Genomic DNA, 12336 nt, shown 5'->3' on the forward strand with positions numbered 1-12336 from the left:
CCATGACCAGCCTGAGACAACAGCAAATGCCCTTGATTGGCTGCGCCCTGAGCGACTTGACCGACCTGCCCCGGGTCGGCTTTCGCGGAGCTGACAGTGCCGACTACCTGCGTGGCCGCGGCTTCGAGCTGCCGACCGCCCCCAACCGCGCCGTCACCCAGCCTGACGGCAGCCTGGTGGCACGGCTGTCACAGACCGAATACCTGCTGATCGCCAGCCACCCGCAAGACGAGCGCATCGCCGACGAAGAAGCACGCTGGGAGATGGACCATCAAGCCAACTACCTGCTGCCGCGCCAGGACAGCCACGGCTGTTTCCAGCTCAGTGGCGAGCACCTGAGCGCGATCATGGCCAAGCTTTGCGGCGTCGACCTGAGTGCCGAAGTTTTCGGTTTAGGCGCCGTGGCGCAAACCTCGGCGGCGCGTATCAACGTCATCGTGATCAATTCGGGCAGTGCGCAGCAGCCAGCTTTGCACATCCTGTATGACCGGCCATCGAAAGCCTATTTCCACGAAGCGCTGGTAGATGCAATGCAGGAGTTTATTGGGGGGTAAAAGCGCCTGTAGGGGCTACCGTCCCGTCTTCGACGCCGCGCTGTCGCGCAGCAAACAGGCCACCAAATATCTTCAGCATCCCCCAATCGGTTCCCTCTCCTTCGGGAGAGGGCTAGGGTGAGGGGGCTGTTAGATCAAGATCAAAAGATCGCGAGCAAGCTCGCTCCTACAGGTGGGTGACGCTTTTTCAATGCAGCGAAGCCGCTTCCAGAATCAGGTCCGCGCCGCGCTCTGCCACGGCCATGACCGCGCCCTGGATGTTGCCGGAGACCATTGACGGAATCACCGAGGCGTCAACCACGCGCAACCCTGTCATGCCCCGTACCCGCAGGGACGAGTCGACCACGGCGTCAGCATCTTCGCCCATGCGGCAGGTGGCGATGGGGTGATAGATGGTCTGGCCGTTGCGTTGGGCAAACTCAAGCCATTGTTCATCGGTCTGCACGTCAATGCCTGGGCCGGTTTCCAGCTCGACAAAGGCTTGCATGGCAGGTCGCTGCATGATCCGCCGGGCGATTTTCATGCCCTCGATCAGGCTTTGGCGGTCTTCTTCGACACTCAAGAAGTTCGGCCGAATGGCCGGCATGACTTGCGGGTCGGCCGACTGGATATGGATGCTGCCCTTGGACTTCGGCCGCAATTGGCTAACCCCGATGGTCATGCCCGGGTGCTTGTCGAGAATCCGCTCGGCCGCGTTGGCGTAGCTGGCGTGCACCACAAAGTACTGCACGTCCGGGGTGGGCATCTGCGCCTGGCTTTTGACAAACCCGTGCACCAGCCCGGTACCCAGAGTCAGAATCCCGGTGCGCTGGGTGAAGTACTCGAACACCGCCATGCCCAAGCGCCAGCCACGGGCCATTTGGTTGAGGGTGATCGCGTTTTTGAGCTTCCAGTTCAGGCGGGTGGCAAAGTGATCGATGTAGTTTTCACCAACCCCGTCCAGCCGGTGCTTGACCGCGATGCCGACTTTTTCGAGGACATCCGGGCGACCGATCCCGGACAACTCAAGGATCTGAGGCGACTGGATCGCCCCGGCACAGAGGATCACGTCCTGCTGGGCGTTGACGGTGATTTCCCGGCCATTCTGGCGGTAAGTGATGCCCGTGCAGCGATTGCCCTTGAGCTCCAGACGCAACACATGGGCATGGGTTTCAATGGTCAGGTTGGGCCTGCGCCGGGCCGGGTTCAGGTAACCGTCCACCACGCTCCAGCGCCGCCCTTGGTGCTGAACCACCTGGTAGTAGCCGAAACCGGTCTGCTGTTCATTGTTGTAGTCGCTGTTGAACGGCTGATTGTCTTGCTTGGCCGCGAGCATGAACGCGTCGGCAATGGGATAGCGCTCAGACACCTGGCTGAGGTGCATAGGGCCGTCATGACCACGGCGATGATCGCCCAGCGGGTAGTTTTCGATCTTTTTGAAGTACGGCTTGAGGGTGGTGAAGTTCCAGCCCTTGGCGCCAGCGGCCTCCCAAGCGTCGTAATCACCCGGCTGACCGCGCACGTAGATCATCCCGTTGATCAAGGTCGAGCCGCCGAGACCTTTGCCGCGTGGCACGGCAATTTCGCGGCCCTGGGTGTTCTCTTCGGCCTGGGTCTTGAAACGCCAGTTATAGCGTTTGTCGACCAGCAGTTTGCTGAAGCCTGCCGGAATCGGAATCCAGAAACCCTTGGGTTCACCACCGGCTTCCAACACCAGGACACGGTACTTGCCGGAGGCAGTCAAACGGTTGGCGAGAATGCAGCCTGCGGTGCCGCCGCCGACGATGATGTAATCAAACGCACTCATGACAGGACTCTTTCTTGCTCGACGACATCGCTGCTGCCATCAACTCAATCTGGCAGAGCAGCATAGGCAGCCCTTCATGGATCCGGCAGCCAACTTTTTGCGCCGCCGCCAATAATGGAGTGATGACTGGTTTCATGATGATCTCGGCAACCACTTGATCGGCTGTGAGCAGCGTGACGTCACACGGCAGCGGGTCGCCCTCCTTAAGCCCCAATGACGTACCGTTGACCACCAGGTCGTAGCCTGAAGGGTCGGAGGTTCCGACCGTGACTTGCAGATCAGGAAACGCCTTGGCGAGGCGGTCAACCAGCGACGTGGCTTTCTCGCGACTGCGGTTGGCGATGGTCAGCCAGCCAATCCCGGAGGCAGCCAGGGCAAAAGCGATGGCATTGGCCGCCCCGCCTGCGCCCGCCAGGTACACCGCGCGGCCTTCAAGTTCGATGCCGGCCTGCCGCAGGCCGCTGACGAAGCCTTCACCGTCGAGGATCTCACCGTGTAATTTGCCGTCGCTGGAACGGGTCACGACGTTCACCGCACCCACCAGGCGCGCGACCTCGGAAACGCTGTCGCACAGATCAACAATGGCGGTTTTGTGCGGCACCGTGACGATAAAACCGTCAAGGCTCTTGATACCGCGCAAGCCGTTGACCACCCGTTCAAGGTCAGACGGCGACACATGAAACGGCACCAGCACCTGGTCCAGCCCCATCGAGGAAAACAGCCGGTTCATGGCTTGCGGGGTCTGCACGTGGTGGATCGGGTCGGCAAGGATGGCGAAGACCCGTGTGGTGCCGCTGATTTGAGTGATGTCAGTCATTGCTTCAGGCCAGGGTGTAGGCGGTTTTTACGCCTGTATAGAATTCACGGGCATAGCTGCCCTGCTCTCGTGTGCCGTAACTGGAAGCCTTTCGGCCGCCAAACGGGGCGTGATAGTCGACGCCTGCGGTGGCCACATTGACCATCACCATGCCCGCGCCGGAACGCTGCTTGAAGTCAGCGGCGTATTTCAGCGAGGTGGTGCAGATACCCGAGGACAAGCCGAAATCGGTGTCGTTGGCCAACGCAACGGCCTGCTCGTAATCCTTGACCCGGATCACGCTGGCCACCGGACCAAAGACTTCTTCGCGGTTGATGCGCATGTCGTTGGTGGTCTCGGTAATCAGCGCCGGGGACAAGTAAAAGCCCGGGGTTGCGCGTTCCAGCCGTTCGCCGCCGAAGACCAGATTGCCGCCTTCACTGCGCGCAATGTCGATGTACTCGCAGTCCTGCTTGAGTTGCGCTTGGGACACTACCGGGCCCATGTCACAGCCGTCGGCCAGCGCATGGTCGACCCGCAGCCCGGCGAGCCGTTTTTTCACGGCTTCGATAAAGCGGTCGTGGATGCCGTCTTGCACGATCAAGCGGCTGGAAGCGGTACAGCGCTGGCCGGTCGAGAAATACGAACCGGACACCGCGACCTCCACGGCTTGCTGCAAATCGGCGTCATCCAGAATCACCAGCGGGTTTTTACCGCCCATTTCCAGTTGCACCTTGGCACCCCTTTCCATGCAGGCCAGGCCCACCTGGCGGCCGGTGAAAGTTGAGCCGGTAAAGGTCACGCCGCGCACTTTGCGCGAATGGGCCAAGACGGCACCCACTTTTGAGCCCGGCCCCATGACCAGGTTAAACACCCCGGCCGGCAGCGCCCCGGCCCGCACAATGATTTCGGCCAGCGCCCAGGCACTGCCCGGCACCAGATCTGCGGGTTTAAAGACCACGGTGTTGCCAAACGCCAGCGCGGGGGCGATCTTCCAGGCCGGGATCGCGATCGGGAAGTTCCACGGCGTGATGATCCCGATCACCCCTTCAGGCTCGCGGCGTACATCGACCTCGACGCCAGGGCGAATGGAAGGCAAACGCTCGCCTGACATTCGCAAAGCTTCACCGGCGAAAAACTTGAACACGCGCCCGGCCCGCACCACTTCCCCGACGCCTTCGGCGAGAGTTTTGCCCTCTTCACGGGCGAGCAAGCGACCGAGTTCCTCGCGACGTGCGAGGACCTCGCTGCCGATACGGTCCAGCGCGTCACTGCGTTGTTCTGCGGTAAATTTCGCCCATGCGGCCTGCGCATCAAACGCCGCTTCAACCGCCGCTTGCGCCTGCGTGGCATCTGCCCGCGCATACTCACCGATTACATCGTTGGTGTCTGACGGATTGATGTTTACGTTCACATCAACGCCGGTAACCCACTCTCCGCCTATATAGTTTTTATTCACGCGTAGTGCTCCAGCGAGGGAATAAACACGTTCCAGGTTCACTATGGGTGTGCTGCCTTTAAGGCAGCCGAACGCCTTGACCATGACGCAGGGCGCCAGCTTTTAGGGGGCGAAATACCCTGGAAAATGCAGTCAATCGCTATTAAGAAGGTGATGGCAAAAACATACGCTGAAGCCCGGACAGCGTCTATGAATTGGCTGTGACGGGGGTTCATACCCGCTGTGCCAGGACGGCACAGGGCTATTGGTTTGCTGCCACCGTCTTCGACGCCGCGCTGTCGCGCAACAAACAGGCCACCGAATATCTTCAGCATCCCCCAATCGGTTCCCTCTCCTTCGGGAGAGGGCTAGGGTGAGGGGCTTTTGATTTGAGAGGGTTTGAGTACATATCATTTGCTGCGGCAACGGCCACTTAGGGTTCCGGCCTTACGCCGTGCCACTTTGAAAAGCGCAAAGTGGCCAAACGCTTTTTGCCCCACCACTCGGTGCCTCGCTAAGGCTCGGCATACCCTCACCACAGGCCTTGCTCCGTGGGCCCGCCGCGATCGGCCATCCTTGGCCGTGTCGCGGCTAACCCGGCGTCCTGCCGGGTTACCCACTGCGCAAAACCTGCGTTCGGCCAGCGTGGTTTAACGGGGCCTCTTAGATCAAGATCAAAAGCTAGATCAAGATCAACAGCTCGCGAGCAAGCTCGCTCCTACAGGACCTTTAGAATCAATCACTTATTTTGTGTTTGATATGAGCTGCCGAGGAACGAAGGCTGCGATCTTTTGCGGTTAACCCGGGTAGCGGGTTTCCATGACCACGGACAAGGCGTCCGGGCGCCAAAACTCCTGGTCAAACTCAACCGGCTGGCCGGCCTCACCAAAGTTCAGGCGCTCTAGGTACAAGCTGCTGGAACCGACACTGAGTTGCAGCAGTTCGGCCTGATGCTCGTCTACGGTGCCGGTGTGCATGGCCAGTTCGCAGCGCGACTGGACACGGCCAAAACGCTCTCTCAGCACCGTGGTCAGAGAGGTGTTGAGATCAGCATCGAGTAAGCCAGGGCACCAGCTGGCGACCAGTGCGTTGAATTCCAGAAGCACCGGACGCCGATCCACCCAGCGCCGCCGTTGCAAATAAAACACCGGTTCGTCAGCCGATGCCAAGCCCATCCGCCGTGCCAGCCAACTGCCCGCCGGGCGCAGTTCGGCGTGCAGGCATTCGGTTAATGGCGTACGTCCTTGGGCGGCAACGTAGTCCATAAAGCCGGTGATGCGCGTCGGGTCGTAGCGAATACGTTGGGGGCTGACGAACCAGCCCCGGCGGTTTTCCCGGTATACCACCCCTTCGGCTTCGAGTTGCTGCAACGCTTGGCGCAATGTCACGCGGGTGCAGCCAAAACGCTCGGCCATCTCACGTTCGGACGGAAATTTGTGGTCGGCGCAGGGCGTCCCGCTGGCGACGTCAGCGGCAATTTCATCACGAATACGCAGGTAATGAGGGGACACGGGGTCAAATGGCATTAGCACATCCACGGGCTTGGGTCTGCGCTTCCTGGCTCAGCAGGTCACGCTTCCAGCTACGGTAGCCATAGAACGCCAGCAGCACAAACCCGGCGTAAAGGCCTGCCGTCAGTTGCAGGTCTTTGCTCAAGTACATGCCCACGTAGACAACGTCCAGGGCTATCCATAACGCCCAACTGGCCACGTATTTGCGCGCCGCCCAGACGCTGGCGACCAGGCTGAACGCCGTCAAGCAAGCGTCCAGCCAAGGCACAGCGGCATCGGTAAAACTGGACATCAGGCCGCCCAGCAACACGGTGCCGATAACACCGGCAATCGCGCCCAGCACGGCATCGCGTAACGGTAGTCGCGCCACGTGCACTTTGCCGTGATCCAGCCCGCCCTGGCTCCAGCGCCACCAGCCGTACCCCTGCAGAAAGGCAAAAATGATTTGCAGCAAGGTGTCGGAATACAACTTGGCGTCGAAAAAAATCCACGCATACAACAACACGGCCACGACACTGACCGGCCAGCACCAGCGGATGCGCTGGGTGGTCAGCCAGACACCTAGGACATTGATCAGCACGGCGACGATTTCCAGATTTGACATTCTTGCGCCCTCAATAAAGTGGTGCAGCACGCAGGGGTGCTGCCTGAATCAGAAGTTCACCGTGGCGGACAATCGCGCGGTTCGCGGCGCACCCTGGAATACGTAGTCGTCGCCCATATAGGCCCCCACGTCACGCCAGTAGCGTTTGTCGAACAGGTTGTCGACGGTCAGGCGAAACACCGTGTCGTAACCTTCGATGCGGGTGCTGTAGCGGCTGCCGACATCGAACACGGTGTAACCGGCGGCTTTGACGCTGCCCTGCTGATTGGCATATTTGCTGGCGCTGTATTGCCCGCCGCCCAGCAAGGCCAACCCCGGCACCCCCGGAATGCTGTAGTCAGCGTGCAGGCTGGCGCGCAGGTTCGGGACGTTGATGGCTTGATGCCCGTCATAGGCGTCGGTGCCGCTGTCGCTGACCCGTGCGCGGATGGCGGCAACACTGGCGGCGATTTGCAGGTTAGTGCTCACGTGGCCATTGGCCGATAACTCGATCCCGGTGTTTTTCTGCTTGCCCTGCTGCACGAAAGTGAAGGTGCCGTCGCCGTTAGGCTTGTTGTACTGGTAGTCCTGGCTGATCTGGAACAGCGCGGCAGTCAGGCTCTGGTTTTGCCAGTCGTGCTTGACCCCCAGTTCGATTTGGCGCGAGGTGGTGGGCGCGAGGATTTCACTGGCATTGGTGCTGAACCAGGCCGCCTGGCCGCCCAGTGACAAGCCCTTGCTGTAACTGAGGTACACCGAGGTATCCAGCCATGGCTTGTAGATCAAAGCCGCTTGCGGCAAAAACTCCGAGCGTTGGGTATGCCGATTGGTCGACCCGTCGCTGTCATAGGCTTTTTCGTCGAGGCGAATCTGCCGCCCGCCGAGCACGGTTTGCCACTGTTCGTTGAAGCTGATGCGGTCGGTCACGAACACGCCGTATTGGCGGCTGTCGAGATGGCGGTAAGTGTGGCCCGGGGTGCCGTCATACGGCTCCAGCGGTTCAGGGGTGGTGCCAATCGTGCCCGAACCGATCATCTGGTTGAACTCAGGGCGGCTGTCGAGCACCCGGCGAAATGCGCTGCTACCCACCGTCAGTTCGTGCTTGAGCGAACCGGTGTCGAACTGGCCGCTGAGTGCCAGTTGCGCCTCATCATTGCGCCGCGTGTCATCGGGGTTGCGGTAGTCATAAATGTCGTAGTTGCCCTCTGGGCTGAAGGTGTTTGGCACGGCGGCGTCGGCGCAACTGGCCGAGCCATAGCAGCCCCAGGCGAAGGTGCTGTAGTCATCAATCACCACCCGGCTGCGCGAAGCGCTGAAGCTGGCTTTCCAGTTCTCGTTGAAGCGGTACTCGTACAAACCGTCCATGTTCAGCGAGTTGATGGTCACCGGCTTCGACCAGCTTTGATGAGCCAGCAGATCGTGAGGGTTGACGTGATGAGGCAGCTCAGTGCCGCCCAGCAACTGATAACCCGGCACCGAGCGCTGTTGACGGCGCTGGTACTCGGCATTCAATTGCAACGTGCTGTTGGGGTCGATGTTCCAGTCCAGCGCCAGCGAGGCAAAATCGCGCTTGCCGTCGGCATGGTCGACATAGGAATGGATGTCTTCATGGGCCAGGTTGGTGCGGATACCCACCTGCTGCTCGCTGCCGAACCAGCCACCCAAATCAGTCGCCAGATAACTGCCGCCCTGATCGGTGGTCGATACCGTCACCGAGTGCACATTTTCCGGGCGTTTGGTCACGTAGTTGACCAGGCCGCCAGGCTCGGACACGCCACTTTGCAGGCCCGCCAGGCCTTTGAGCACTTCGACCTGTTGCTTGTTTTCCAGACCGACATTTTGCTCGCCGGTGATGGTGCGCCCATTAATCTTGTAGCTGCTGGCCGAATTCAGGGAGAAGCCGCGCACCTCAAAGTTTTCGTAGTAACCAATCGGCGCATAGCTTTCGCCCACGGAGGCGTCATTGCGCAGCACTTCGCTGAGCAGGCGCGCTTGCTGATCCTTGATCTGCTGATCGGTGATCACGCTGATTGCCGCGGGCGTGTCGAGCAGAGGCGCCGAGTCAAAGCCGCCGACCGAGGCCGAGGTGGCCTGATAACCGCTGTCGTGCTCGCCGACTACGGTTACGGCGTCCAGTTGAACGCTATTGGATGAAGCCGCCGGGCTGTCCGCCCATGCCCCGGCGGGCAGCAAGGTCGTACCCACGCCACAGGCCATCAACATGCCGGCGCGTAACAGATTTGGCGAAAACCGAGGGAGGGATAACTCGGCAGTTCGATACAACATGACCATGAAAGCTCCTTAACGGGCACCGCCGTCACCGGCGCTATTTGCCAGGCACGGTGCCGCAAACGCGCCAGAACTGCAAAGCCCCGGTACTACTTGGATTGATTGGCCAGTGCCCGAAGGCCCGTGGACGTCAGGCCGGAGCTGCTCCGGTGGTCATTGGCAAGCGCGGGTCGGCAGCCCATTCCTGGAGGGAACCGTCGTAGATATAGACGTCGGAGCGACCGATTAATGTAAGGGCCAGGGCCTGCGCGGCGGCAGAAATACCGCCGCCGCAGTACACCACCACGGGTGCCGTGGCCTGCAACAGCGGCGCCAGCACCTCACGTAAAACCTGAGGTTCGAGGTAGCGACCGTGTTCATCGAACACACTGCGGGCTGGCACATTGAGGCTGCCCGGGATATGCCCGCGACGGGCATAACGGGTCACGGCGCTGCCCTCGAACAAACCGGCAGACAAGGCACAGACCAGGGTCGCGGAGCGCTCCCCGGCGAGTACGGCCTCAACGCCTGCACGGTCGATCCACAAACCTTCGACAAAGGCTGGCAGCCACTGGCTTGGCTGCGCCGCCTGCGCCCCGCTCTGCTCGGGCAAACCTGCGCGCTGCCAGGCCCTGAAACCGCCGTCCAGCACCTGGCTGTGCAGGCCGACACTGCGCAGCATCCACCACAGCCGCGCCGCCCAGAATCCGTCATTGCGGTCGTAGATCACCACCCGTCGTTGCGGGCTGATGCCCAGTTGCGTCAAGCCGTCCGCCAACTGCGCAATGTCCGGCAAGGCAAAACTGAACGACGCTTGCTGATTTGCCAGAGCGCCGTACAGGTCGGCATGCAACGCCCCCGGAATGTGCGCCTGCAGCCAGCCGTCACGGCCGCTGCGCACCTGATAGTCACCATCAAAACGCGGTGCAGGCAGTTCAACCGTGGCATCGATGATCAACAGATCCGGGTCGTTCAGCGCCGCATGCAGGGCCTGCGGGCTGATCAACGGGCCGTTCGCGGTGTCGCTCATGGCTGCTCACCCTCTTTGGTGCGGGCGGCCAAATCGTGCAGATGAGCCAGCAGACGTTGACCTTCTGCGCCGTTAAACCAGCGCGTATGGCCGATCAGGTAAGCCTCGTAGGCCACCGTGGCATTGGCCTCGGAACCGACGATGCCCTGGTAATAGGCGACTTCTGACAACGCAAAATCGGTGTGCACCAACGGCAGCAAGGCCGCCAGGGTCAAAAAGTCTTGGGCCGACAAGGGCCGCACGCTGTGGTAGCCCTGCAAAATCGCGTCGACCGACACCAGCGAGGCGGCAGCGCTGCCGCCGATGTCCAGGTCCAGCCAGGGAATGCTGTTGCGCTCCACAGCCGTGGCCAGATCGAACAAGGCAAAGGTCTGATCCGCCAAACCAAAATCCAGCACGCTGCTGACCTGGCTGTCTGACTGCGTGGTGTCCCAGAGCAAATTGGAGGCATGCCAGTCGTTGTGGGTCCACAAGGGCTGTTGCGCGGCGAGCAATGGATACAACTGCTGATGAAAAGGCAGATGCAGGCTTTGCAGGTCAGCACGCCAATCGCGCTGGCTCAGGTACGCCGCCAGTGCCGGATCATTCACGCAGGCCGCTTCAATGGCCGCAATCGGATCGAGCTGGCTGAACAGACGGAAGTTGGCCAACAGCACCGGCGCCTGACGCGGCGGCGCAGTAAACCCGCTGGCAGCGTCATGCAAACGGGCCAGGCTCTGCCCGGCTGCCCAGGCATGTTGATACGCCTGAAACGGCGTCCACGACAGCGCCTCACGATAGAGGTCTTGCCCGGCAGCGATCTGGTGCACTTCATACGTCCACTCGCCAAGGGCAATGGCCGTGTCGCCCTCAGTACTGCTCAGCACCTGGGCCACCGGCGCGCCGTTGCCACGCAGATAGGCCATGAAACGATGCTCTTCGCGCAACCACTCCGGCTCACGCACCGAGCGGTGATGACGTTTGACAAACAGCGGCTGCTCACTGGTGGTGATCAGGCAGGCCGCCGAGAAAGGACGCGGGCTGTGCCAGTTGACTTCACGCAGGCTGCCGACCGCCGGGTAGTGACTGAGCAGTTGCTCAATCGCCGCATCGCCAATCGCAGGCCAGTCGGCTTGTACCGGTTCCAGTCCCACGCCATGAGCACTGCTGCGCGTGTCTGCCATCAGAGCGTCTCCGGCAGGTAGGCATTGGTGGTTGCGCCACGCCAGGCATCCGCGTCGTTCAGCACCTGATGCTCATGCAGCCACTGGGCATAAGGTTGCAGCAGGCTTTCACGCTGCTCGCCCCAACGGCCTTGGTGCAGCCAGGTCGGGGCGATGTGCTGCAAAGATTGTGCGAGCAGTTCCCGGGGGAAATACGGCGTGGCGAGTTCGTAAGCCTGCAACGCGCTCAGGGGGTCTTGCGCGGCGGCCAGATAACCGCGAGCGGTAACGGCCAGGAAGGCGCGGGTCAATTCAGGGTCCGCGGCCAGGGTGTCTTCGTGGGCGCCGAGCAAATAGCTGTGATACGCCGGGGCACCGATGTCATCCACCGGCCACACCACGCGACGCTCTTCGGCAACCGGACTGGCCATCAACGCTTCCCAGGCCCAGTAACCGCCAAAACTGGCATCAGCGGCACCGGCGGCCAACTCTTCGGGGCGCAGTTCGCGCACGCCGCTGTCGACGATGATGACCGCATCCGGATCGCCGCCATCGGCTGCCACCAGGTGACGCACCATGGCCAGACCGCGTGGGGTCGGGTTCAACGCCAGGCGGCGCCCGGCCAGATCACGGGGCCGGGTAATGCCCGAGTCGGTGAGGGTTTGAATCGACTCCAGGCCGCGATGGTTGATCGCTGCAATGCCGCGCAATGGCTGGCCCAGGGCGCGACGCACCAACAAGCGGTTGCTGGGGAACAAACCGAAGTGCACGGCTTTGCCGAGCAAGTGATCCAGCGTGTCGCCACGCCATGGGTCATGCACCACCAGTTCGACGTCCAGACCGGCGTCGCTGTACCAACCCTTTTCACGGGCCAGATAAAGCCCGGCCGAGTTCGGCCAGGGGTGGAAATATTCGAGCATTACGCGTACGCCAATCATTACCGCGCTCCTGCCCTGCCACTCAACGGTGAAGGGCGCTGTTTTTTGAGTAGGCGATTTATAAAGGTGAAATCTGGTCTATACCAATATCGTTTTTTGCTATGGATATAGCTGTTTTGGTTTCGTGGTGCGATGGATGCGCGGGATCAAGATCAAAAGATCGTGAGGCAAGCTCGCTCCTATCAAAAATAAAATAACTTATTGACTCCTAAGGCCCTGTAGGAGCCAACTGTCTTTCGCTTTGCCCGACAAACGCACATATCAGGGTGGCAGACGCTAAGTTTGCCTTC

The 12336-nt window shown here is 61.0% G+C and carries 10 protein-coding genes; 1 reads left to right on the forward strand and 9 read right to left on the reverse strand.

Going from position 1 to position 12336, the window contains the following annotated elements; genetic code table 11:
- The first annotated feature begins 2 nt into the window (after window positions 1-2).
- Window positions 3-554, forward strand: a complete 552-nt coding sequence (locus AAEZ03_RS20065) for a sarcosine oxidase subunit gamma (protein WP_350581028.1) — start codon at window positions 3-5, stop codon at window positions 552-554.
- 187 nt (window positions 555-741) lie between these two features.
- On the opposite strand, the gene AAEZ03_RS20070 is transcribed toward AAEZ03_RS20065, so the two are convergent.
- From AAEZ03_RS20070 to AAEZ03_RS20110, 9 genes are all read right to left on the reverse strand, one after another.
- Window positions 742-2340 (reverse strand): GMC family oxidoreductase, encoded by a 1599-nt coding sequence (locus AAEZ03_RS20070; protein ID WP_282363700.1) that lies wholly within the window; start codon window positions 2338-2340, stop codon window positions 742-744.
- The gene (locus tag AAEZ03_RS20075) at window positions 2327-3157 is read right to left on the reverse strand and encodes a shikimate dehydrogenase family protein (RefSeq protein ID WP_350581030.1); all 831 of its coding nucleotides are present in this window, start codon (window positions 3155-3157) and stop codon (window positions 2327-2329) included. The genes AAEZ03_RS20070 and AAEZ03_RS20075 overlap by 14 nt, the downstream gene beginning before the upstream one ends.
- Window positions 3158-3161: 4 nt before the next feature.
- Window positions 3162-4595: an aldehyde dehydrogenase family protein gene (locus AAEZ03_RS20080; protein WP_278940915.1), complete on the reverse strand. Its 1434-nt coding sequence runs from the start codon at window positions 4593-4595 to the stop codon at window positions 3162-3164.
- Window positions 4596-5371: 776 nt separating this feature from the next.
- Window positions 5372-6100, reverse strand: a complete 729-nt coding sequence (locus AAEZ03_RS20085; RefSeq protein WP_153331395.1) for a UTRA domain-containing protein — start codon at window positions 6098-6100, stop codon at window positions 5372-5374.
- Window positions 6090-6689: a nicotinamide riboside transporter PnuC gene (gene pnuC / locus AAEZ03_RS20090; protein ID WP_048387466.1), complete on the reverse strand. Its 600-nt coding sequence runs from the start codon at window positions 6687-6689 to the stop codon at window positions 6090-6092. The genes AAEZ03_RS20085 and pnuC overlap by 11 nt, the downstream gene beginning before the upstream one ends.
- A gap of 48 nt (window positions 6690-6737) precedes the next feature.
- Entirely contained in the window at window positions 6738-8960 is a 2223-nt protein-coding gene (locus tag AAEZ03_RS20095; protein WP_350581033.1) for a TonB-dependent siderophore receptor, read from the reverse strand.
- Between the two features lie 127 nt (window positions 8961-9087).
- Window positions 9088-9966, reverse strand: a complete 879-nt coding sequence (locus AAEZ03_RS20100; RefSeq protein ID WP_282363696.1) for a sulfurtransferase — start codon at window positions 9964-9966, stop codon at window positions 9088-9090.
- Window positions 9963-11129 (reverse strand): phosphotransferase enzyme family protein, encoded by a 1167-nt coding sequence (locus AAEZ03_RS20105; RefSeq protein ID WP_350581036.1) that lies wholly within the window; start codon window positions 11127-11129, stop codon window positions 9963-9965. The genes AAEZ03_RS20100 and AAEZ03_RS20105 overlap by 4 nt, the downstream gene beginning before the upstream one ends.
- Window positions 11129-12046, reverse strand: a complete 918-nt coding sequence (locus tag AAEZ03_RS20110; RefSeq protein ID WP_048387459.1) for an ABC transporter substrate-binding protein — start codon at window positions 12044-12046, stop codon at window positions 11129-11131. The genes AAEZ03_RS20105 and AAEZ03_RS20110 overlap by 1 nt, the downstream gene beginning before the upstream one ends.
- Window positions 12047-12336: the final 290 nt, after the last annotated feature.

The organism is Pseudomonas sp. HY2-MNA-CIBAN-0224, assembly GCF_040310285.1.
Lineage (GTDB): Bacteria > Pseudomonadota > Gammaproteobacteria > Pseudomonadales > Pseudomonadaceae > Aquipseudomonas > Aquipseudomonas helleri.

Coding starts and splice junctions, on each gene's coding strand:
- AAEZ03_RS20075 (WP_350581030.1), bottom strand. CDS start 3,157: ATGACTGACATCACTCAAATCAGCGGCACCACACGGGTCTTCGCCATC.
- AAEZ03_RS20095 (WP_350581033.1), bottom strand. CDS start 8,960: ATGGTCATGTTGTATCGAACTGCCGAGTTATCCCTCCCTCGGTTTTCG.
- AAEZ03_RS20085 (WP_153331395.1), bottom strand. CDS start 6,100: ATGCCATTTGACCCCGTGTCCCCTCATTACCTGCGTATTCGTGATGAA.
- AAEZ03_RS20105 (WP_350581036.1), bottom strand. CDS start 11,129: ATGGCAGACACGCGCAGCAGTGCTCATGGCGTGGGACTGGAACCGGTA.
- AAEZ03_RS20110 (WP_048387459.1), bottom strand. CDS start 12,046: ATGATTGGCGTACGCGTAATGCTCGAATATTTCCACCCCTGGCCGAAC.
- AAEZ03_RS20065 (WP_350581028.1), top strand. CDS start 3: ATGACCAGCCTGAGACAACAGCAAATGCCCTTGATTGGCTGCGCCCTG.
- AAEZ03_RS20100 (WP_282363696.1), bottom strand. CDS start 9,966: ATGAGCGACACCGCGAACGGCCCGTTGATCAGCCCGCAGGCCCTGCAT.
- pnuC (WP_048387466.1), bottom strand. CDS start 6,689: ATGTCAAATCTGGAAATCGTCGCCGTGCTGATCAATGTCCTAGGTGTC.
- AAEZ03_RS20070 (WP_282363700.1), bottom strand. CDS start 2,340: ATGAGTGCGTTTGATTACATCATCGTCGGCGGCGGCACCGCAGGCTGC.